Annotated in this window: 22 protein-coding genes and 1 tRNA gene; 13 read left to right on the plus strand and 10 right to left on the minus strand. The window is 69.3% G+C overall.

Annotation, left to right across the window (positions count from 1 at the left end):
• The first annotated feature begins 40 nt into the window (after positions 1–40).
• Positions 41–697, plus strand: a complete 657-nt coding sequence (locus ACFYYJ_RS23710; protein WP_385130772.1) for an SDR family oxidoreductase — start codon at positions 41–43, stop codon at positions 695–697.
• Between the two features lie 28 nt (positions 698–725).
• On the opposite strand, the gene ACFYYJ_RS23715 is transcribed toward ACFYYJ_RS23710, so the two are convergent.
• Entirely contained in the window at positions 726–1,166 is a 441-nt protein-coding gene (locus tag ACFYYJ_RS23715) for a DUF3574 domain-containing protein (RefSeq protein ID WP_385130775.1), read from the minus strand.
• 104 nt (positions 1,167–1,270) lie between these two features.
• Positions 1,271–1,352 (minus strand) — tRNA-Tyr (locus tag ACFYYJ_RS23720).
• A gap of 200 nt (positions 1,353–1,552) precedes the next feature.
• Here ACFYYJ_RS23720 and ACFYYJ_RS23725 point away from each other — a divergent pair.
• Positions 1,553–2,041, plus strand: coding sequence for a YajQ family cyclic di-GMP-binding protein (locus ACFYYJ_RS23725; protein WP_150209206.1), 489 nt, complete (start codon positions 1,553–1,555; stop codon positions 2,039–2,041).
• A 28-nt stretch (positions 2,042–2,069) separates the two neighbouring features.
• Here ACFYYJ_RS23725 and ACFYYJ_RS23730 read toward each other — a convergent pair whose 3' ends face one another.
• Together ACFYYJ_RS23730 and ACFYYJ_RS23735 are read right to left on the minus strand one after the other, a co-directional pair.
• Positions 2,070–3,392 (minus strand): tyrosine-type recombinase/integrase, encoded by a 1,323-nt coding sequence (locus tag ACFYYJ_RS23730; RefSeq protein WP_389135128.1) that lies wholly within the window; start codon positions 3,390–3,392, stop codon positions 2,070–2,072.
• Positions 3,385–4,269: a helix-turn-helix domain-containing protein gene (locus ACFYYJ_RS23735; RefSeq protein ID WP_389135131.1), complete on the minus strand. Its 885-nt coding sequence runs from the start codon at positions 4,267–4,269 to the stop codon at positions 3,385–3,387. The genes ACFYYJ_RS23730 and ACFYYJ_RS23735 overlap by 8 nt, the downstream gene beginning before the upstream one ends.
• Positions 4,270–4,366: 97 nt before the next feature.
• Here ACFYYJ_RS23735 and ACFYYJ_RS23740 point away from each other — a divergent pair, with 97 nt between their 5' ends.
• The 4 genes from ACFYYJ_RS23740 (at position 4,367) to ACFYYJ_RS23755 (ending at position 7,641) form a co-directional block, all read left to right on the plus strand.
• Positions 4,367–4,585 (plus strand): helix-turn-helix transcriptional regulator, encoded by a 219-nt coding sequence (locus ACFYYJ_RS23740; RefSeq protein ID WP_385286121.1) that lies wholly within the window; start codon positions 4,367–4,369, stop codon positions 4,583–4,585.
• 143 nt (positions 4,586–4,728) lie between these two features.
• Positions 4,729–5,025 (plus strand): hypothetical protein, encoded by a 297-nt coding sequence (locus ACFYYJ_RS23745; protein WP_367433552.1) that lies wholly within the window; start codon positions 4,729–4,731, stop codon positions 5,023–5,025.
• A 4-nt stretch (positions 5,026–5,029) separates the two neighbouring features.
• Positions 5,030–6,076, plus strand: coding sequence for a bifunctional DNA primase/polymerase (locus ACFYYJ_RS23750; RefSeq protein WP_389135135.1), 1,047 nt, complete (start codon positions 5,030–5,032; stop codon positions 6,074–6,076).
• The gene (locus ACFYYJ_RS23755; RefSeq protein ID WP_389135138.1) at positions 6,073–7,641 is read left to right on the plus strand and encodes a hypothetical protein; all 1,569 of its coding nucleotides are present in this window, start codon (positions 6,073–6,075) and stop codon (positions 7,639–7,641) included. Before ACFYYJ_RS23750 ends, ACFYYJ_RS23755 begins: the two co-directional genes overlap by 4 nt.
• A 288-nt stretch (positions 7,642–7,929) precedes the next feature.
• Here ACFYYJ_RS23755 and ACFYYJ_RS23760 read toward each other — a convergent pair whose 3' ends face one another.
• From ACFYYJ_RS23760 to ACFYYJ_RS23770, 3 genes are all read right to left on the minus strand, one after another.
• Positions 7,930–8,766 carry a GNAT family N-acetyltransferase gene (locus ACFYYJ_RS23760; RefSeq protein ID WP_389135141.1) on the minus strand — a complete coding sequence of 279 codons (837 nt, stop codon included), beginning with the start codon at positions 8,764–8,766 and terminating at the stop codon, positions 7,930–7,932.
• Positions 8,767–9,022: 256 nt separating this feature from the next.
• Positions 9,023–9,577 (minus strand): GNAT family N-acetyltransferase, encoded by a 555-nt coding sequence (locus tag ACFYYJ_RS23765; RefSeq protein ID WP_389135143.1) that lies wholly within the window; start codon positions 9,575–9,577, stop codon positions 9,023–9,025.
• A gap of 12 nt (positions 9,578–9,589) precedes the next feature.
• The gene (locus ACFYYJ_RS23770) at positions 9,590–10,852 is read right to left on the minus strand and encodes a hypothetical protein (protein WP_389135146.1); all 1,263 of its coding nucleotides are present in this window, start codon (positions 10,850–10,852) and stop codon (positions 9,590–9,592) included.
• A gap of 338 nt (positions 10,853–11,190) precedes the next feature.
• On the opposite strand from ACFYYJ_RS23770, the gene ACFYYJ_RS23775 reads away from it, so the two are divergent.
• Positions 11,191–11,901 carry a phytanoyl-CoA dioxygenase family protein gene (locus ACFYYJ_RS23775; protein WP_389135149.1) on the plus strand — a complete coding sequence of 237 codons (711 nt, stop codon included), beginning with the start codon at positions 11,191–11,193 and terminating at the stop codon, positions 11,899–11,901.
• Positions 11,902–11,948: 47 nt separating this feature from the next.
• On the plus strand, positions 11,949–12,401 hold the full coding sequence (locus tag ACFYYJ_RS23780) for a hypothetical protein (RefSeq protein ID WP_389135152.1): 453 nt from the start codon (positions 11,949–11,951) through the stop codon (positions 12,399–12,401).
• Positions 12,402–12,494: 93 nt separating this feature from the next.
• Here ACFYYJ_RS23780 and ACFYYJ_RS23785 read toward each other — a convergent pair whose 3' ends face one another.
• Positions 12,495–13,238, minus strand: coding sequence for an HNH endonuclease signature motif containing protein (locus ACFYYJ_RS23785; protein WP_389135155.1), 744 nt, complete (start codon positions 13,236–13,238; stop codon positions 12,495–12,497).
• Between the two features lie 355 nt (positions 13,239–13,593).
• Between ACFYYJ_RS23785 and ACFYYJ_RS23790 the strand changes: the two genes are divergently transcribed.
• A complete protein-coding gene (locus ACFYYJ_RS23790) occupies positions 13,594–14,679 on the plus strand; it encodes a hypothetical protein (protein ID WP_389135157.1) in 1,086 nt (361 codons plus the stop codon).
• Positions 14,680–14,692: 13 nt separating this feature from the next.
• Here the strand turns inward: ACFYYJ_RS23790 and ACFYYJ_RS23795 are convergent, their stop codons facing one another.
• Positions 14,693–15,949 carry an MFS transporter gene (locus tag ACFYYJ_RS23795; protein ID WP_389135160.1) on the minus strand — a complete coding sequence of 419 codons (1,257 nt, stop codon included), beginning with the start codon at positions 15,947–15,949 and terminating at the stop codon, positions 14,693–14,695.
• A gap of 341 nt (positions 15,950–16,290) precedes the next feature.
• Here ACFYYJ_RS23795 and ACFYYJ_RS23800 point away from each other — a divergent pair, with 341 nt between their 5' ends.
• The 4 genes from ACFYYJ_RS23800 (at position 16,291) to ACFYYJ_RS23815 (ending at position 20,750) form a co-directional block, all read left to right on the plus strand.
• Positions 16,291–16,671 carry a hypothetical protein gene (locus tag ACFYYJ_RS23800; protein WP_389135163.1) on the plus strand — a complete coding sequence of 127 codons (381 nt, stop codon included), beginning with the start codon at positions 16,291–16,293 and terminating at the stop codon, positions 16,669–16,671.
• A 274-nt stretch (positions 16,672–16,945) separates the two neighbouring features.
• Positions 16,946–17,551: a hypothetical protein gene (locus tag ACFYYJ_RS23805; protein ID WP_389135166.1), complete on the plus strand. Its 606-nt coding sequence runs from the start codon at positions 16,946–16,948 to the stop codon at positions 17,549–17,551.
• Positions 17,552–18,068: 517 nt separating this feature from the next.
• Entirely contained in the window at positions 18,069–19,505 is a 1,437-nt protein-coding gene (locus ACFYYJ_RS23810; RefSeq protein ID WP_389135169.1) for a SulP family inorganic anion transporter, read from the plus strand.
• Between the two features lie 9 nt (positions 19,506–19,514).
• Positions 19,515–20,750, plus strand: a complete 1,236-nt coding sequence (locus tag ACFYYJ_RS23815) for an APC family permease (protein WP_389135172.1) — start codon at positions 19,515–19,517, stop codon at positions 20,748–20,750.
• On the opposite strand, the gene ACFYYJ_RS23820 is transcribed toward ACFYYJ_RS23815, so the two are convergent.
• The gene (locus ACFYYJ_RS23820) at positions 20,734–21,258 is read right to left on the minus strand and encodes an SMI1/KNR4 family protein (RefSeq protein ID WP_389135175.1); all 525 of its coding nucleotides are present in this window, start codon (positions 21,256–21,258) and stop codon (positions 20,734–20,736) included. The two genes, ACFYYJ_RS23815 and ACFYYJ_RS23820, sit on opposite strands and share 17 nt — an antisense overlap.

Consider the following 21,258-nt stretch of genomic DNA (forward strand, 5'->3'; position numbering starts at 1 on the left):
GTCGCGGGCGGGGGCGCCCGGCTCGTCGTACGGTCGGGACATGCGCATCGTCATCGCTGGTGGACACGGTCAGATCGCGCTGCGGCTGGAGCGCCTGCTCGCCGCGGGCGGGTACGAGGTCGCGGGGATCATCCGCGACCCCGCGCAGGGCGACGACCTCAGGGAGGCGGGCGCCGAACCGGTGCTGTGCGATCTGGAGTCGGCGTCGGTCGAGCACGTGGCCGGGATCCTGCACGGCGCGGACGCGGCGGTGTTCGCGGCCGGCGCCGGCCCCGGCAGCGGCATCGCGCGCAAGGACACCGTGGACCGGGCCGCGGCGGTGCTCTTCGCCGACGCGGCCGAACGGGCGGGCGTGCGACGGTTCCTGATGGTCTCTTCGATGGGCGCCGACGCGTGGCACGAGGGTGACGACGTCTTCGACGTCTACCTGCGGGCCAAGGGCGAGGCCGACGACCACGTCCGTACCCGGCTGGGTCTGGAGTGGACGGTGCTGCGCCCCGGCTCGCTGGTCGACGACGCCGGTACGGGCCTGGTCCGTCTGGAGGCGCACACGGGCCGCGGGACGGTCTCCCGGGACGATGTGGCGGCGGTCCTGGCCGAGCTGATCGAGACTCCGGCGACCGCGGGCCTGACGCTGGAGCTGACTTCCGGATCGACGCCGGTGGCGGTGGCGGTCAAGGACGTGGCGGGCAACTGAGCACCCGCCACCCGTCCCGCCCGGTGGCTCAGAACTCGGCGCTCACCTTGTCGTCCGACCGCCCGACCGAGTCCTGTCGGAACTGGTCCTCGTAGGCCTGCCGGATCCGCTCGATGCGCGTGTTCCGCTCCTTGGCCTCCTTCTCGGGGTACAGCAGCACCACCTCGTAGGAGGTCTCGCGGACGGCCTTGCCGTCGCTGCCCCGCCATTGGCCGTACCCGTCGTGGACGGTCAGCCCCTCGGGGAAGGCGGGGGTGATCTCCCGGTCCAGGAACCGCATGAACTCGCGCTCCTCGACCGGGCCCTGTCCGCCGGGGCGCGCGGTGCCGAAGTAGAGCCTGGTCTCCTGGTACGGCTTCCCCACGTGGGTGTCGAGCGCCGCCCCCACCAGTGTCGGGAGGCCGGCTCCCAGCAGGGCGATGAGCACCCCGCCGCCGATCTTCCCCCGTGTGTCAGATGTCCATTTCACCCTTGGTGAACGACGTGTCCGGCGCGACGATGCGGTCGGCGGGCGGCGGCCCGGACGAAATGCGAAGAAGACCCCCGTTACGAGTAACGGGGGTCTCTCTCGCGTGGCGGCGCCAGGGTTCGAACCTGGGTAGGCTGAGCCGGCAGATTTACAGTCTGCTCCCTTTGGCCACTCGGGCACACCGCCAAGATTTGCTGCCATTTTTTCCGCCTTCCGGCGGCGCTCCCTGGCAACGACGTAAACGATACCTGATGACCAGGGGTGCTTCGCCACCGGATTGATCAGCACCTGCGCTGAGCGCGGTGGCTAGGCTTTGCGGAGCGGGCCGGGGACGTCCGGCCGCGCCCTCCGGGGCCGCCACAACCGACTTCAAGGAGCCACAGCACATGGCCGACTCCAGTTTCGACATCGTCTCGAAGGTCGAGCGGCAGGAGGTCGACAACGCCCTCAACCAGGCCGCCAAGGAACTCTCCCAGCGTTACGACTTCAAGGGCACCGGCGCCACGATCGCCTGGTCCGGCGAGAAGATCCTGATGGAGGCGAACTCCGAGGAGCGCGTGAAGGCCGTCCTGGACGTCTTCGAGACCAAGCTGGTCAAGCGCGGCATCTCGCTGAAGGCGCTGGACGCCGGCGAGCCCCAGCTGTCGGGCAAGGAGTACAAGATCTTCGCCTCGATCGAGGAGGGCATCTCCCAGGAGAACGCCAAGAAGGTCGCGAAGATCATCCGGGACGAGGGCCCCAAGGGCGTCAAGGCCCAGGTGCAGGGCGACGAGCTGCGCGTCAGCTCCAAGAGCCGTGACGACCTCCAGGCCGTCCAGGCACTCCTCAAGGGCAAGGACCTGGACTTCGCGATCCAGTTCGTGAACTACCGCTGATCAGGGTCTCTGACCTGCAAAAACGCTTCTAGGCGAGCTTGGCAGGGCACAACGGGGGCACATCGCCGAGGACCGCCTCGACGGCTGCCCGCGTTGTGTCCTCGTCGTCAGGCCACAGGTGCGTGTACGTGTCGAGCGTGATCGACGGCTTTGCGTGGCCGAGTCGCTTCTGCACCGTCTTGACGTTCTCTCGGTGCTTGATCAGCAGCGAGGCGTAGAAGTGACGCAGGTCGTGCATGGTCGTCCCGGCCGGCACGCGGAGCAGCTCAGGCTGCTTCCCGTCCGGGCGGCCCTTCCTGACCCATGCGGCGTGTGCTCGCTCGTGGGTTACGGCGAGCTTTCTGTTCGCGTTGGTGATCATGCGCGCCCATATGTGCGCCCATCCGTCGCGACGGATGGGCGCACGGTGCTCATTGAGGAAGAGCAACCGGGCCTTTCTCGTGCGCGGCTTACGCGGGTCCGTACGATCCTCGATCTCCGTCTCAGCCGCCGGATAGCGCTCAAGGTGAGCAGCGAGCGCGTCCACGGCCGCCTTGGCGAGCGGCACCGTCCGGTAGCTCTCGTGCGTCTTGGGCTCACCGAGGTACGGCTCGCCCGTCTCAGGGGTGATCGCTTGCTGTCGCACATGGACCTCGCGGCGCAGGAAGTCGGCGTGCTCCACTTCCAGCCCGAACGCCTCGCCTTGGCGCAGCCCGGACGCCGCGGCCAGCAGCATGAGCGCGCGGTACCAGGACGGCGCCGCGTCTATGAGCGCGCGGACGACGTCAGCGTGCAGCGGCACGACCTCGATACGCCGTTTCGGCGGCAGACGGACCCGCTCGCAGGGATTCTTCGCAAGGATGCCGTCGGCGACCGCAGCATGCATGACGCTGACCAGGTAGGCATACGTCACCCGGAGAGTGGACGGGGCGAGGACCTGCGACCGGTCCTTGAGCCACGCCTGCACCTCCGACGGCCGAATGCTGGCCACCGGCCGATCACCGAACGCCGGATTGATGTGATTCCGCAGGGCCCGCTCGACCCGTGATGCGGTGGTGGGGCGGTGCGCGGCTGAGGTGCGCCACCGCTCGGCAACCGCACGGAAGCTCTCCTTGCCAGCGGCGGGGTCAACATAAAGCCCTCGGGCGAGGTCTGCCTCGACGGTGGCCGCGCGGGTGTCCGCCATGCTCCGCTTGTCGAAGTTCTCCTTGCGCTGCTTCCCGCTGCCGTCGCGCCAACGGACCTGCCATCGCTTGCCCTTGCCGTGCTCGCCGCTGGGGGCGAGCTTGCGGGTCTTACTGGTGTGCTCTGTGCACTGCTTGTCGTCCTTGCCCGGCCGGGACTTATGCCACCGGTCGTAGACCTCAGCCATCCGTTTCCCTTCGCTTCTTTCTCTCTTCGGATGTAAGGGCGATTTCTGAGGGGTCGAAGTTCTCCGCTTCCTCGCGCTCCGCCCGCTCTCGCTCAGCCTCGTACGCCTTCACGACCGGCTCCAGCTCGGCCACGAGCGCCCGCGTGATGTGGCCACGCGCGGACTGGAGAGCCCGCTTGCCTTCCGGCAGTTCACCCCGCTCCTGCAGGCGCGCCTCACGCTCCGCGGCGAGCCCGCGCCCCCAGGTGTCACGCGCGGCGTACGCGACGTAGTGCGCAGTCGTGCCAAGCCGCTTAGCTGCCTTGGCCTCGGCCTCGTCGGGCGTCTCCTGCGTGTGCTGCGCCGCAGCGTGTGCTGGCCAAGAGTTGCGGCGCCAGAGCTCGGCCGCAGCCTTCGCAACGCGGACAGCCGTCTCCGTGGGGTCCTGATCACTTGAACCCTTGAGGTACCAACCACCAGGGGCGAACAGTGCACGGTAAGGCGGGTGGTAGTCCCCGCCGAGCACCCTCCGCACCTCCCGCCCATACACACCGAGTTCGGAAGTGAGCCAGACCGTCTCGTCCGGCAGCAACTCGTTCAGCGGGACGCTGTAGATCGCGGGGAGCATGATCAATTCGACGGCGGAGAGTGAGCGCTGCCCCTGCTCAATCTGCCCCACCGTCGGACGGTGCCACGACAGGCCGTAGTGCCGTGCACTCTTGGCGACGTCTTCCGCAGTCCGCCCGTTCCCCTCGCGCACCTGCCGCAGCCGCGCCCCAAGGGCTTCCCCGAAGGTAGGCGCCTGCTCCAGCGCCAGCGCCCACCGCTCTTCATCCGTCGGCGCATCCGCCGAGGGCACCCCCGCGGGCTCTCGTTCCTTGCCATCGTTCGACTTCATGGAGCGTAACAATACCTTTCGCTGGACAGCGACGCGAGAGGTCGCTAACTTTCGAGAGAACGAATTTCGTCCGCTCCATCTCGAAGGAGAGTGACCCGTGCCCAAAGCACACCCGATTGAGGACCGGCAGCCTGCCAGGCGCAGGCTGGCCACCGCCCGCGAGCTCGCCGACTTCTGCGGCGTGCCGCTCGCCACGGTCTACCAGTGGAGCCACCGAGGCGGCGGCCCCCGCATGATCAAGGTCGGTCGCCACCTGCGCGCCCGCTGGGAGGACGTCGAGAAGTGGCTCGACGCGCAGACCGTCGACGCTGCTTGATGCGCGCCCGGAACGCCCCCCACACGTACGAGGGCCGCCAGCGCTGGAACGCCGACGGCCCGAACGCCCTGCCCCACTCCGCCAGTGATCGCCAGCAGCACCGGGTATCTCACCACCCGGGCCGCTTGGAAGGACGTCCCGCCGTGCAGACTACGCACCCCCACCACTCCACTGCCCTGCCGACGATGAGCTACCGCCTGCCCGTTTCGCACGGGTGGGCGGTGCTTCCTGACGCCACCAGGGAGTTGGGCGGACTGACCCCGACACCCAACGGGTTCCGTGCGCGCCTCTTCATCGGAGGTGCGCGCGACATCGACGAGTACACCGCCCGGACGCTCGCCGCCGTACTGGCTCGCAGCGCGGGGTATCAGGTGCACGGCACCGACCCGGACGGGCTCGCTGCTGTCGTGGCCACCCTCGCCGCACTCCTGGGGCGGTGACGGTTTGACGACCCCGACCCCTGACCCGCTCCGCGTCGCCCTGTGGCTGGCCGCTCAGGGCTACGCGGTGCACCCGCTTGCCCCGGGTGCCAAGCTGCCCGTGCGCGGCTGCGACCGCTGTGCAGCCGGGACCAAGGAGCGTCCCAATCCTCACCACGTCCCGCACGATGGGCACGGCTGCGAGTGCATCGCCGACGGCCGCCCCTGTCATGGCGTGCTCGCCGCGACCACCGACCCCGAGCGGATCGCCGCATGGTGGGCCCGGATGCCGTCCGCCGGCGTCGGCGTTGCCGCGGGTCCATCCGGCCTGGTGATCCTTGATGTGGACTGCCACGGCGGACAGCCTCCCGAGGAGCAGTCCGAGCTGCTCCCGGGCGTCGACCTGCCCGAGGACGTCGCCTCCGGCAGCATCGCCGACGGCCGCGACACCCTCGCACTGCTCGTCGAGGCGCGACGTGCGACGCTGCCCGGCTGCGGTCCGCAGACACTGACCGTGCTCACCCCTTCCGGCGGACTGCACTACTGGTTCCGTGCCCCGGCTGGTACGACATGGCGCCCGCTCGCCGGCGCACTGGGCTGGCAGCTCGACGTGCGCGCCGGTGCTTCGTACGCCGTGGCCCCGGGCACGGTCACCCGCGCCGGTACGTACACCGCGCTCGGTGACTGCCGCGCGGTCGCTGAGCTGCCCGTCTGGCTGGCGCGCGACCTCGACCGCACCGGGCACCGCGTACGCCCCGAGCGCCCCCGTACCGTGCTGCCTTGGCGCTCCCGTCCCATGGGCAGCGGGTACGCCGCGGCTGCCGTCGAGGCCGAGCTGCGGACTGTCGCCGAGGCGCAGCCCGGCACTCGGAACGCCACGCTCAACCGCGCCTCCTTCAACCTCGGCACCCTCTGCGCGGCCGGCCGACTCGACCGCGGGCACCTCGTCGACGTACTGCTCGACGCGGCTCGGCACGGTGGGCTGTCCGACCGCGAGGCCGAGGCTGCGATTCGCTCCGGCCTCACCGCAGGCGAGCGGAACCCGCGCACGCACACCGGGGCCGCCGCATGAGCCCTTCGGCCTTTGACCCGATCGCCGCCGCCCGCTCCGTCGTCCCCTTTCCTCGGGCGGAGCAGGGCGGGGAGCAGCCGCGCAGCGCGAAGCAGGAGAAGCAACCCCCGCAGGCCGAGGTGCTGCGTGTCCTCGGGCAGAACCGCTTTCGGTACCTGCACCACAACGGCGCCCCGTACGCAGTCCCGTACGACGGTCCGGCCGTCGCCGTGCCGTTGCGTGCAGCAGCGCACACCGGAACCGGCAGCCTGCGGCAGCACCTCACCCGTATCTACGTCACCGAGTACAACCGCACCCCCTCGCAGACCGCGCTCACGGATGCCGTTGCCACGCTCGATGCCCTTGCCATGCGCGTGCCCGAGACCGAGCTGCACCTGCGCGTCGGTGCAGACCCCGAGGACACAGCGGTGTCCTGGCTCGACCTCGGCCGCCCCGACGGGGAGTCGGTCCGTATCGCCCCCGACGGGTGGACCTTGACGTGCCCGGACCCCGAGGCGGGTCCGGTCTGGCGCCGCACCAAACTGGTTCGGCCACTGCCCCGCCCCGACCGCCCGGCCGGCGGCTGGCGCGAGGGCATCGGCGAACTCTCCGCCCTGCTGCCCTTCACCCCTGAGACGCTGCCGCTCGCGATCGGCTGGCTCCTGGCCGCACTGCGCCCCGGGATGCCCCGCCCCATCGCGTACCTGACCGGCGAGCAGGGCACGGGCAAGAGCACCTCGGGCCAGATGCTCACCGGGATCATCGAGGGCGCCCGCGCGCCCCTGCGGCAGGCGCCCGAGAACCTGCGCGACCTCGGCCCGACCACCGCGGCCGGATGGGTACTCGCCCTCGACAACCTTTCGGGACTGCCCGGATGGCTGTCCGACGCCCTGTGCCGCATCGTCACCGGCGACGCACAGGTGACCCGCGCTCTCTACACCGACGACGACGTGAACGTGCTCACCTACCAGCGGCCCGTACTGCTGACCGGCATCGACCTCGGCGCGCTCCGCAACGACCTCGCCGAGCGCATGATGCCGCTCGAACTCCAGCCGATTCGCCGAGACCAGCGCCGCACCGCGGGGGCCCTGTGGGCCACGTATGAGCAGGCGCACCCCCGAATCCTCGGCGCCCTGCTCGACCTCGCCGCCGAGGTATGGGCCGACCTCCCCCATGCTGCCGCCGACCTCACCGAACGGCCTCGGCTCGCCGATTTCGCCGAGCTGCTGCACGCACTCGACAGGGTCACAGGCTGGCGCAGTCTCGCTGCGTTCAATGGGGCGCAGGACGCCTTGAACGATGCCGTCCTCGACGGTCATCCGGTTGCCGGCGCGCTGCGTGACTGGACAGCCTCTCCTGCCTTCCCGCCCGGCGGATGGCAGGGGACCATGGGCGAGCTGCACCGGCAGCTCAGCAGCGACGGCCGCGGCTTTGCCGATGGCTGGCCCAAGACCCCTGCTGTGCTGAGCGCCCGCATCCGACAGGTGGCCCCGGCACTCCGCGCCCGCGGTATCTCCGTGGCGCGCACGTCGGGCAGCAACAAGAACGGCAAGGTCTACGCCGTCACCCGCGATCCCGTCTCATGACCCCGCCCCCGACACGCGCCCCGGAACGGCAACCGCCGCCCGGGGCGCTTCCATGTGCGGGGGACGCGTTGGGGACGATGGGGACGCACTGCCAACCGCGAGCCGTCCCCCTCCCACCTTCGCCAGCGCCGCCGCTGGTGCGATGTGGGGGACGTTGGGGACTACCCCGCCCCCTCTCTCCTCTGTCTCACCCAGAGGAGGAAGAGAGATGCAGAGGGGACGGCGCCAACACCGTCCCCCTCGTCCCCAACGTCCCCCGGCGTACCTGAGCGAACTGGCCGAGGTTCGTCAGTACGGGGGCAGCACTGTCACGGCAGGTGGGTTTTGCCGCTGCCGGTCGGCCCACTCGGCTCCTCCGGCGAACACTCCGATCACCACATCCATGACCCCGCATATGAGGGGCACAGGTTGCAGCGACACGTTGTCGCGTAGCGGCTTCCACGAACCGGTGTAGCCAGTGGGCCAGGGCTGGGCAACTGCCAGGGCTCCGTAAGCGACAGCTAGGCCCCCCGGCACGTGGGCATATCCGAGCCCAGAGTAGAAGTCAGTGAGGTCGGGACGGTGCACGACCAGGGCGAAGGGTAGAAGTTCGTCGGTAAGGAGTTGCTCCGCTGTAGTCACAAGCGCACGGGCAAGCCCCTTGCCGCGGTGGTCTCTGTGTACTGCAATGCAGTCAATGGCACCGATCGCACGAGTGAAATGTGCACATTCAGTACCTGATTCGAACGCAGGATGGTTGCCGACCCATGCGAGCGGCGGACGAGTCACTACAGCACCGACGACCTGGCCTGAGAGAGTCGTTGCGACAGCCACCCGAGTGCCCGACTCATCAGGGTCAGCGTCCTGAGCAATCAGCATCGGAACACCGGTCCATGTGCCCATGGGATTGTCCGGGTCTGCCTCCTGCAAGATGTCAGCTATCGATTCAGCTTCGTCACAGTCTGGGGAAACGATGTTGTAGCCAAACGGGGTGATCGGATCAAGAATCTCAACGGGATTGCCGACATACTCAGGTGCTCGCTGGCCGCTCCCGCTCTGCCGAGCACGCCCGTGGCTCTTCTTTTTCCCCGTGCGCCTACCCACGTCCCACCCTCTTCGCGTCTCAAAGTCAGTGCAGCTCAACACCGAGGCCAGTGTGCGCTGATGGATGCAACGGCGCCCCACTTTCGACATGGTCAGGCTTCCGCCATCCCCCGACCGAGGGAGTCGCACCGCGACCGGTCGCGCCTTGTGCGCGGGCGCGCGCGAGTAACGCAGGGCACTGACAACGGCTCGAACGTCGGCGCGCATCCGGTTCCCCCTCCCTCGCGCACATAGGAGGCGAGCTTGGTGGAAGGCTCCCGCGACCGGTCGCTGCGCCCCTACGCGCGCGGGAAGCGGCTCAACGAAGGTCGAGCAGCAGCACGTCGTGTAGGTCGGCACCTTCCCACGGTCGCGCCTCCCCGATCTTCCGGTACCCCCAGGAGCGGTACGCGGACACGGCCGCCTTACTGTCCGGGTGGACGTTGAGCAGGACCCGCTCGGCCTCGGTGCCGTCGAGGACGGCATCGTGCAGGCGGCGGGCGATGCCCTGCCTGCGCCATGCGGCTCGCACGGCGAGTTCCATCAGGCCGAACGTCCGGCGGCCGTCCTCACGCCGCATCTCGTCGGGCACGGGCACGGTCAGTTGGTCCCACCAGCCCGTCTGCGGCCCGAGGGGGTAGCCGTACGCCATGCCGACGGCCTCGCCGTCCGAGGTGCTCGCCAGGGCGCCGCGGAAGGTGGCCTTGCGGGTCTGGGACCGGAAGCGGCGGAACGCGGCTGCGACGTCGGTCTCGGTCTCGCCGTAGGGCGGCTCGGCGAACGCCTCGGCGTAGACCAGGCGGAATGCTTCCTCGGCCCTGGCGGCGGCCGGCCCGTCGAGCTGCTCGACGCTGGCCTGTGCTGGCTGACTCATCCGGCGGCCCTTTCACACGGTTTCGCGGATACGTGTCACGCATTCGCGGGCGGTTGGGCTGTCGACTACCCCGGCCGCCCGCTGGAAATCGTGCACCTTGGCCAGCAGCCGGGGCGACGCGATCCCTCCCCAGGTATCCAGCACGCCGCCCACCTCGGCGCACGCCTCGTCGACCTCCCCCGCAGCGAGGAGAACACCAGCGAGCTTGACGCGGTACGAGGCACTGTTCCGGGCGAGCCCACCGCCAATCCCGCGCACGGCCGCCCGGAGGAACGGCACGGCGCGCTTGGGCTGGTCTGCTCGTACGTACATGTCCGCCGTGGCGTAGTCGACCTCGAACGGACCTACGAACTTGGCCCAGTTGGGCACGTCTGTATCGGCGTCCGCGCGCCCCTGGTAGCTGACGGCACGGGACAGGGCGCGGCGTGCGCCCGACAGGGCCCCGGCGTGTGTGGCGACGTTCGCGTCGCGGAGCGCGATCACGAGGTGCACCGTCGCACCCGCCCCTGCTTGGGTTGCGAGGCGGTAGGCGTTCTCGACGGCACTCGCAGCCTCCCAGGACCGGCCGGCCTTGACCGCGAGGAGTACGAGCGTCTCCAGCACGGAGACCTGTAGCAGCGGGTTGTCGACGAGCTGCGCCGCGGCGAGGGCTTCCATGCAGGCGGCGCGGCCCTCCGCGATGCGTCCGCCGTCGTAGCCGTACCAGGCCCGGTGTCCGTGCAGCTCGGCGAGCATCGTCTGTAGCTCACGGCCCACGCCGGAGGTGTACGAGGCGCTACTCAGGGCTCGCGTGATCTCCGCCTCGATGCGCTCGGCCTGCGTGCTCGCCGGCACGCTGCCCGCGGTGTGGTCTGTCTGGTAGAGCCCGTCGAGGCGCTCCCTCAGCCGCCCGAGATCGGCCGTGCCGATGCGGGGGCCCGGCGCGGCGGGCAGCAGGGCAGCGGCAGCGAGGGCGCCCGCGTCTGCGACGAACGTTCTCCTCTTCACCTCTCCAGCGTCGCTGATCGGTGCCGCAACCGTCACGCGATGACCGGGGACGCCGAACCCCATCTCGGCGAGGGGCATGCCGAACATGGCTTCAAGTACGGCTTGCTGGCCCGGGTGCGGCAGGGGCGGGGGCGTCTCGCTCTCCCACCGTCGCAGTTGGCGGACGCTCACCGCGGCGGCGACGCCGAGGCGGGCGGACTCCTGCCGGAACGCCTTGACGAATGTCTCCTGCGTGTGGCCGGCAGCCCGCCGTAACCGTGCCAGCCCGCCCGACTCCTGTTCCGTCATGCGCTTCCCCCTCGCAGCTACGGGTCGTGTACCCACGGTAGTGATCTGGCCCCGGACTCGGGCGCGGAAACGTCCGCCCAAACGTCCGGTGCCCGCTCGCCCATGACGCCCTCTCAAGCGGTGCACTGGTGACACACCGAACCACAACGCCCCTGAGCAGCGGGAGTGCGCATGCCCATGACCATTCGTGTGTACGACGTCGACGGCCAGACGGGACAGGTCGTCCACGAGCGTGCCGAGGTGGTAGTCGGGCTCGGGGTCCGGGACAGCCCGCCCATGAACTCCCTAGCCTTCCCGCCCTGCCAGTGCACCCGATGCCGGCCGAAGGGCGAAGCCTGATGAGCGCGCCCCTCACCATCAGCTACACGGGACCGAGCCCGCTCGGCGAGGACGGGTACCGGACCGGGCTGGATTGGAACACCAACAGCCGAGCACGCGCCCGAGCCGCCGAGGTCATCGCCGAGCACCGGGCCGAGCGGACCGAGGTCGTGCTCGACGCGCACCTGCGCTTCGAGTGGGCTGCGCACGCGGTACGCGCCCCCGGACTGCTCGACGCCGTGCAGGAGACGATCGGCGAGGCGGTCGCCGTCGAGAACACCTTTCTGATGATCAAGTGGCCCGGCCGTGAGTTCCGTGTGCCCTGGCACCAGGACGGCACCAACCGACGGATGCAGCTCGACCCCGCCCGTTCGGTTGCGGCCTGGCTCGCCATCACCGACGCGACCACGGCCAACGGCTGCGTGCAGGTCATCCCCGGCTCACACGCCAGTGGCTACCTCGGCAACGACCGCGAGACGAGCAGCGCGCGCCGAGGCAGAGCGCTCGGAGTGCAGGACATGCCCAACGGACCGCACGACCACGGCGTATGGCTGCCGCTCGACGCCGGGCAGGCGTGCCTGATGGACGTCCGGCTCCTGCACCGCTCGGACAGCAACACGACCGCCGGTGCCCGGATCGGCCTGAACATCCGCTACGTCGCTCCCGGTGCCATCCGGTCGAGCGGCGCCCACAGCCCCAGCCTGTACCCGTTGACCGGGTCGAGCTGGTGATCACGCACCACCTGCAACGCACCATCGGCAACGAGAGGAGAACCACCGTGACCATCCTCGAAACCAGTGCTCCGCCGATCACCCGTGTCCGGGTGCTCACCGGCGAGGACGTCGACCCCGCCCGGCGCGGCAGCAAGAGCGTCGTGGCGTTCAGCGACTGCCGGTACTACTGCCCCGACGCCGCGACCGTCGAGCGGTGCATCGAGCACCTGCGCGCCAGCGACGAGCGGCTGCGCTCCCGCCCCGACGAGCAGATGCTCTGGGACTGGGAGTGCACGTACTTCGAGGCCGACCCGGACAACGAGAACGGCGGCGGGACGGTCCTGCTGGGAGTCGCCTGGTACGACCGCGCGTTCTTCGACGACCGTCGGGGTGCCTGGTTCGGCGCCATGCACACCCGCATCTACCAGGAGATCGGCGTCCCGTTCGAGAACGTGACCGTCGAGCACTGGCTCGCGCTCGACGCGGCCGAGTGGAAGCCGGAGGGCGCGGCTCTCTAAAGGCGAGCTCCGCACATCCGTATCGCCACAGAGATTCGTAGTCTCGGCCCCCGTCGCAGTGCAACCGACGGGGGCCGAGATCCTCCATGCCTTCTAGTAATCACCTCGCGCGCTACGCAGTTGCTTGGCCGCATACGTCAGCTGTTCAATCAGATGCGCTGACCCTGCGAGTTCCTCAGCCGCGTCACGCAGTGTGTTCGCCGAGTCCTCCAGCCCGCGCAATTTGTCGGCAGCCGACCGAAGAGTGCCAGCGCTGTCCTCAAGGCCGCGCAAGTCCTGGGCAGCTGATTGCAGCATCCATGCTGCGTCGGGATCAACACCGAATCCATGCACCCGGGGGTCTGCCAACTCCTCCACCAGCACTCGCAGAGTCGCGGCGGCATCGGGTGCGATGCGTGCAAGCTCAGCAAGCGCCTCGTGTGTCTCGTCGAAGAACGACTCAAACGACTCGGTCACCAGTTCCCTGAGGCGTGCCTCGGTGAGCCCCCGAAGCCCCTGCAACGCTGCCAGACCCCCGGACTCTCGTTCCCGCTTCCATTGGCCAAGCATCGCGACGCTGTACTGGTCGCTGTCACGGCCATCGACACGCACGTGGTGGGCCTTGCACAGCAGCAGCAGGTTCCCGAAGTCGTTCTTCTCTTCGAGAGTCATCTGCGGGTCAAGGCGCTTGCCCCCGGAGCTGACGGCGCGGATGTGAGCAATTTCCAAGTTCAGGATGTGCTCGCCGTCCACGAGCTTCGTCACCGGCTCGTCGCAGCCCGGCCAGTAGCAGGTGCCACGGCACAAAGACATCAGTGCCGCGTGGGTACCCGGCGTGTACTTCCGAGCTTCGCCCATGTTGCTCCCCCTCCGTCGTCAGCGATCGCGCAGCCTAGGCGCTGCCTGATGGACTTCACATCGCAGCAATCGGGGCAAGGGGGCCTAACTCGCCACGCCGACGGTACGCCGGGCATGGCTGCTGTGACCCAAAGGTCTGTCACGTAAAGATCACGTTCAGTCGCGGCCATCCAGTAGTCACGCCAACGGCAGCTTCCTGCGGTGATGACGGAGTCAGCAGCGTGGCGATGAACAGCGCAGGCGGCCGGGTCCACCAGCCCTGGTGAACCCCGAGCCCGTTGTCGGTGCGCCATGCGACCCTCAACCTCGGCCGGGCGCTAGCACAGCCGGCGCACCCGTCGAGATGGGGGACGACATGAGTGACGACACACAGACCGCCGCGCCTTCGGTGGAGGACAGGCTGCGCTCCTCTCGGCTGCTCGCCCGTGCAGAAGGTGCCGTCATGGCTCTCTTCACCACGCAGGCCTACGAACTGGGATGGACGGTACGGAGCGAACTGGGCGGCGTCCTGGACCACGTGACTCTGTTCTGCGCTGCGGGACATTCAATCCAGATAACGCCAGTGTCCGCGCTGCACCCCGAGCTCGGCAGCACGCTTGTCCAGACACCCCCAGGAATGGTGAATGTGGGACCGGCCGGGTGGCCAGCCGCTCTCGCCAAGTGCGAGCCGTGCGCCAGAAAGCAGTGGGAGGAAGCCGCCCGTGCGTCGTTCGCTGATTACGCCATTGAGACCGATCTCCGGATCCTGGCGGACGCCACATCCCCTAGCGGGTATCCGGCGAAGAAAGTTCGCTGCCTGCATGGGCATGAGTTCACCGTAACCGCGATGAATCCACGCACCCCGGGGCGAGTGCCTGGGGTTACTTACGACTTTGCGACGGGCTTTGACGGCGCCGCCGACCCCTGCGCTACGTGTCGCGGTATCTCCCAAACACCCAAGCTCGTTGAGTTCAGGCGCCGCGCGCGCGAGCAGAGCGTCATGATCCTGGACGCCATGTCGAACTACGTAGGCCAGACTGTACGCCTGTGCTGCATCGCCGGACACCTAACCTCAGCAAGCATCAATGCCGGCCTGAAACGCGAGCTGCTGTGCGTACGATGCAGCGGGGCAGCCGTCCGCCCCGAACCAACTGTGTACTACGTGGTGACCGACGAGGCCATGGTGAAGCCAGGCATCTCCTCGGGTGACGGACAAGGACGGCTTGATACCCATCGCAGCCAGCACGGCCTGGGTCAAGTCCGCAGGCTCATAACCGACCTGCCTCTCGGCGCGGCTCGCGACGTCGAGAGGCACGTCCTTAACGGCTTGGCCAGCCAGGGCATCCGTCCGATGATGGGCTCCGAGTATTTCGACGCTGCGCATATAGACAAGGTGCTGGAGCTGGCTGACGGATGGTTCGCAGAGAACCTGCCAGATTTCCCGTGGGCGTTGAGCGCCTAAAAATTGTCCGCCCTCAGTCGATGACAACGGCGTGCCCACGGTGACCCGCTGGCATAGCCTGCGCTGTTCCGAGACGCCCCAGTCGGCGGGCCACAAGTAGCGCGATGAGAGCGCAGGACACGACCGTCCCGCCGCCCACGCCGAACGCAAGCCGTGGGGAGACATCAACGAGAAATGGCAGAACCAGCATTCCAGCGGTGCCGCCGGCCCGGGTGATCGTCTGGTCGACGGACATCAGGCGCAGCCGTTGCGCCGGGGCGAACGCGCCGAGGTGCGCGCGCAGGGTGACGCTCGTAGCCGGGGTGACAATGCCTGTGAGCAGGGCGAGCAGGAACAGCGCGGGCAGTTCGAGCACCAGGCCCATGCAGGCGGTCGCCACACCTTGTAGAGCCCACGCACCGCAGTAGACGGTCAGCCAGCCGCCCGAGCGCCGGTTGCTCGCAAGAGGGTTACCGAGCAGCGCCCCGACGCCCACGGCCGCCGTGAGGAGTCCGTACACCGCGGCACCCGCCCCGTACCGGGTGGCGAGCAGGGCAGGCATACCGATGGCAGTCACGGCCGAGCAGAACAGGGCTACCCCGTGCAGGCCGATCGCCAATCCGACCCGCGGGTGCTCACGCAGCACCGGCCCCGCCGGGACGGACTGCACCCTGCCACCAGGGCGCTCGGCAGCTCCGCCTGCCGAGGTCGCGTAGCGGCGAGCCAGCCAGCGCAGCGCCACGGCGGACACGGCGAACGTCGCGCCGTTCAGAGCGAAGAGCTGTACCTCGGAGACGAAGAGCAGCAGCAGGCCGATGCTGGCCGGGCCCGCGATACGGGCGATGCGGCCCGTGAGGTCGAGGAGACCGGTGATCTGCTGCACCCGCTCGGGCTCGACGAGATCGGGCACCAGGGCGCCGAGGTTGGGATCGAAGAGTGCCCCGAGCGTGCCCAGGAGCAGCACACCGGCGAGCAACAGAGCGATGCCCCGCGCGTCGGGCGACCACAGGAACGGCAGCGCGACTGCGACTGCTGCTCGCGCCCCGTCGACCCATGCGAGTGCCCGGTACGAGGAGAAGTGGGAGACGAGCCGCCGGCCCACGGTGCCGAGGGCGATGTACGGCAGCGACTCAGCCACCGCGACGAGGCCCATGAGCGAGGCCGATCCGGTCCCGGCGTAGACGACCCACATGACCGCGAGGGCATAGAGGCGGTCCCCGAGGACCGAGAGGCTCTGTGCGAGCCACAGCACCAGTACGGGCCGCCGTCGCAGCAGCCGCAGGTGTTCCATGCGCCCTCCGGGCCGAGCTGTGCCAGACCGGGCGCAGCAGCCCCGGTCGAATCGCGGCCAACCCTAGGCCCGATGGGACCAACAAGGGCGGCGTTCTCCCGCACCTCACGCGAACGCAGCAAGCTCGGTACTGATCGCTGCGTAGGGCGGGATGATCGCCTTTCCACGGCCCAGATCGCTCAGCGTGGCCGTATTAGTCACTGCATGCCCGGTACCACTCTCCTGCTCACGCCCCCGACCCGCTCCCACAGCGGCTGGACCGGGCCTCCCTAGTGCGTATCAGCTGCCTTAGGATCAACTCAGCGCCTGAGCAGACAGGTTGCGGACGGGGAGATGCTTCGATGGATGCCGAACTGGTGGCCCTGGCTTCGTCCGGTGCGACGACGCTCGTCGGGCTGATGGTCACGGATGGCTGGGCACAAGCCCGAGCACGTTTTGCACGACTGTTCGGGCGCGAGCAGCCACGTGCGGAAGCAGAACTGGAAGAGTCACGAGCCGAGCTGATCGCGGCGAGCGACAGCGGTGCTGCGCGCGAGGAAACCGAGAGGGTGTGGCGGGACAGAATCCGGGCTCTCCTTGTCGTTTCACCCGGAGCCGCCCAGGAACTGCGTGCGATTCTCGGAGACGTCGCACCCAGGGTGCACGCTGAGATCCACGGCGGAGAGTTCAACGGTCCGGTCCAACTCGGCGGAATTCAGACCAACTACTTTGGCAAACAGTAGGCCCTGAATGTCGCTCAGGAAACCCGGAAACGGCAACGGTATCTATGGTGGAGAGTTTCACAGCCCAGTACAGGTGGGCGGCACCCAAGTAAATGTCCACCAATACTCGGCACGTCGGGTGGTCATGTTCGCCGGCGTCGCCGCGGCAGCGACAGCACTAATATCTGGACTGACATGGCTCGGATATCACACCTACACGTCTTCCAGCGGTTACAGAATCCGATCCGAAGAAGAGCTCGTTCGTAAACTTGCACCCGGGCAGGGATATTACCGAGTGAACCAGTTGCTCGAATCCGAGCCGAGTTTCTCGACAAAACTCCCCTCTGGGAACAAACTTCACCAGTACGAACGGGAATGGGAGACCCTCCAGTTCATCGAGTCTTCCTCGGGGACCACCCTCTCCGTGGCGATCTACTCCAAGGACCCTTCTTTCCGACCGACCATGCCAGTGGGCGGGCCATCAATTCAACTCAACGTGACGACTGTGGCTAACGCGGTGCCACTTCGAAGCCCTGCCGCAGCCAATGCCTATTGTGGCGTCCACAAGGGTGGGTATTTTGAAGCCTATTACCCTATGCCGAATGCCTACAGAACCCAGAACATAGTGGTCGGCGCAAGCAGCGCAGAAACGGAAACGATCAGCCTCTCCGCATCCTGCGAGGCGCTGATGAAGAGCGAATGCGACGCGCCCGACAGCAAGTACGACAACGAGGTCTCCGAGGAGCTGGCCAGGTGTCTCGAAAAATCACCAGACGTCCGCGAAATGCGCCGCCACCTCAAGGCGTCCGTACTCATACTCACCGCACCGGGTGAGCAATTGGTGCCCGACATGCTATATCCGCCCGATGTCGTGGCCGGAGGGGCAATCAAACTCGGGTAACGCGCGGGAAGAGTACTCGCCTGCTCGGGAGCGGACCTCGGTCCCGCCCTGCGTGATGCACCTCTCCCCGGAGCGCCCCATCTGATCGGGAGCACCTCAGCAGCCGGAGGCCCACTGAATGCAGCAGACCCGACGTTCTCGCAGACCTCCCACGAACGCAGGATAAAGCGTGCCTTCAGGGCACATGCAGGGCACAAGGAGCGTGAAAACGCCGAGGAACCACGGCAACTACTGAATGTAGTTTTCCCAGGTCAACGCCCTGTATCCATGTAAGTGCAGGTCAGAGACTCGAACGGGCAGTTCGTGAACTACCGCTGACCCCGGTCGGCGGCCTGCCTCCACGCGGCCCGGTGGTCCTCACGGACCGCCGGGCCGCGGCGTTGCGGGGGCCCTCGGGAGTGTGTGCGGGGCGTGTGCGGCGCACGCGCCACCGAGGGCTTCCGTGGCCACTTGGGCGGCGGTGGGTGCGCCCACCACGCTGGGTGCCATCCATCACCGCGTGGCAGGGGGTTCTCGCATGCCTGGGGCCGGCACGTTTCGCGAAGACTTCGGGGCGTCCGTGGTCGTCGCACTGGTCGCCCTACCCCTGTGCGTGGGGGTGGCCGTCGCATCGGGGGTGCCGGCCGAGCTGGGGATCGTCACCGGGGTGGTCGGCGGGCTGGTCACCGGGTGGTTCCGCGGGAGCTCCCTCCAGGTGAGCGGGCCCGCGGCGGGGCTCACCGTGCTCGTCTTCGAGGCGGTGCGGTCCTACGGCCTGCCCGCGCTCGGGGTGTTGGTGCTGGCCGCCGGGGTGGTGCAGCTGGGCATGGGGGCGCTGCGGCTCGGGCGGTGGTTCCGGGCGATCTCGGTCGCCGTCGTGCACGGGATGCTGGCCGGGATCGGGCTCGTGCTGATCTCGGGGCAGTTGTACGCGCTGGGCGGGGTGGAGGCTCCCGGGCACACCCTGGCGAAGCTGGCCGGGGCGCACGAGCTCGGCGCCCGGGCCGACTGGGCGGCCGTGGCGCTCGGGGCGGGGACGATCGCCGTGATGGCCGCCTGGCGGCGGATGCCCGCCCGGTGGCGGCTCGTCCCCGGGGCGCTCGTCGGGGTGGCGGCCGCCACCGCCGCGGCAGCGCTGCTGCGGCTGCCCGTGGAACGCGTACGGGTCACGGGGGTGCTGGACGCGGTGGCCCTGCCGGGGCCGGGCGACTTCGGGGTGCTGGCCTCGGCCGGGGCGCTGGGGACGGTGGTCGCGCTCGCGCTGATCGCCTCCGCCGAAACCCTGTTCAGCGCGGCCGCCGTCGACCGGATGCACGACGGGCCCAAGACGGACTACGACCGGGAACTGGTCGCCCAGGGCTTCGGGAACGCCGTGTGCGGGCTGCTCGGGTCCCTGCCGATGACCGCGGTGATCGTGCGCAGTGCGGCGAACGTGGAGGCCGGGGCCCGTACCCGGGCGGCCAGGGTGCTGCACGGGGCTTGGCTGCTGCTCTTCGCCGTCGCCTTTCCCCAGGTGCTGGAGGTGGTGCCGCTCGCCGCACTGGCCGGGGTGTTGCTGCACGCGGGCTGGAAGCTGCTGCCCGCCCGGGCGGTGTACGCGCTGTGGCGGACGCACCGGGGTGAGGCGGTGGTGCTGGTGGTCACGGCCGGCGCGATCGTGGTCACCAACCTCTTCGAGGGGGTGCTGGTGGGGTTGGGGCTCGCCATCGCCAAGGCGGCCTGGGAGACCTCCCACGTGCACATCGAGCAGGTGCGGGAGGAGAGCGGGTTGTGCGTCCGGGTGGTGGGGAACGCCAGTTTCCTGCGGCTGCCGAAGCTGCTCGACGCGCTGGACGCGCTGCCGCCCGGTGAGCCGGTGAGGCTCGATCTGAGCGGGCTGCGCCACCTCGACCACGCCTGTCTGACGGCTCTCGAGGGGTGGGAGCGGGAGCGGACGCCACTCGCCGGTCGTGAAGGCGTCATCTGGCCCGGTTAGCCTCCGCCCGTGACAGACGAATTGAAGCGCAGCCTGGGAGTCTCCGACGCCGTCGTCGTCGGACTCGGCGCGATGGTCGGCGCCGGTATCTTCGCCGCCCTCGCCCCGGCGGCCCGGGCGGCGGGCGGCGCGCTCCTCGCCGCCCTCGCGGTGGCGGCCGTCGTCGCCTACTGCAACGCGCATTCCTCGGCGCGGCTCGCCGCCCGGTACCCGGCCTCCGGCGGCACGTACGTCTACGGGCGCGAGCGCCTCGGGCCCTTCTGGGGGTACCTGGCCGGCTGGGGCTTCGTGATCGGCAAGACCGCCTCGTGCGCGGCGATGGCGTTGACGGTCGGCGCGTACGTCTGGCCGGGGCGGCAGCACGCCGTGGCCGTCGCGGCGGTCGTGGCGCTGACCGCCGCGAGCTACGGCGGAGTGCAGAAGTCCGCCCGCCTGGCCCGGCTGATCGTGGCGGCGGTACTGGCGGTGCTGGCCGCCGTGGTGGTGGCGTGCCTGACCTCGGACGCCGCCGAGGCGGGGCGGCTGGGCGGCTCGGACTGGGGCGCGGTGGGGCTGTTGCAGGGCGCCGGGCTGCTGTTCTTCGCCTTCGCGGGCTACGCGCGGATCACCACCCTGGGCGAGGAGGTGCGCGACCCGGAGCGGACGATCCCGCGGGCGGTGCCGCTCGCGCTGGGGATCGCGCTGCTGGTGTACGCGGCCGTGGCGGTGGCCGCGCTGTCGGTGCTCGGCGCCGACGGGCTGGCGCGCTCGGCGGCCCCGCTCGCCGATGCGGTCCGGGCGGCCGGAGTGCCCGGGCTGGTCCCGGTCGTCCGGGTGGGTGCGGCTCTGGCCGCGCTGGGCTCTCTGCTGGCGCTCGTGCTCGGGGTTTCGCGGACCACGCTGGCGATGGCCCGGGACGGCCATCTCCCGCGCGCGCTGGCCGCCGTACATCCTCGGCACCAGGTGCCGCACCATGCGGAGCTGGCGGTGGGTGCGGTCGTGGCGGTGCTCGCGGCCACCGCCGATCTGCGGGGCGCGATCGGTTTCTCCTCCTTCGGAGTACTGGCCTATTACGCGATCGCGAACGCTTCTGCTTGGACTCTCGATTCAGGTGTCAAGGGTCGGGCCGTGGCAGTCGTCGGGCTGTTCGGCTGTGTGGTGCTGGCCTGCGCGCTGCCCCTCGCGGCGGCGGTTTCGGGGGCGGCGGTACTGGCCGTCGGAGCGCTGGCCTACGAGGTGCGCCGGCGGTTCAGATCCGGGATCTGAACTCGGCCCAGGGGGCGGGCTCCAGGTCGAACTCATCCCCCAGACCGGACTCGTCGCAGAACCAGGCGGTGCCGTCGAGCCAGCCGCGGAGCCAGCCGGCCAGGCTCGGGGTGTCGATGCTCCAGGCGAGGTCCGGTTCCCCGAGATTCGGGTCGAACAGCAGCACTTGGGCGGTTTCCGAGCGGCAGTCGACGCAGGCGTACGTGGCGCAGCCGAAGTCGGCCATCGGCAGCACGCCCTCCGGCCAGCGCCATCCCGATTCGCGGCGGGCCGCGTACGCGTCCACGATCCGACGCAGCGACATGAGCCCGCCCCCGGGGCCGAATCCGCCGTCGCCGACTCGGGCGTAGAGCGCGGTGAACAGGGGCGGCAGGGCGAAGCCGAGTATGCCTTCGGCCCGGGCGATCCCTCCGTCGGCGAGCGGCTTCGGCAGGGGTGCTCCACACCTCTGCGCGGAGTCGCGCACGCGGTCTGCGACTTGCTCCAGCAACTGCTCGGTTTCGTTCAT

It is taken from the genome of Streptomyces sp. NPDC002467 (genome assembly GCF_042889825.1).
In the GTDB taxonomy this organism is placed as follows: domain Bacteria; phylum Actinomycetota; class Actinomycetes; order Streptomycetales; family Streptomycetaceae; genus Streptomyces.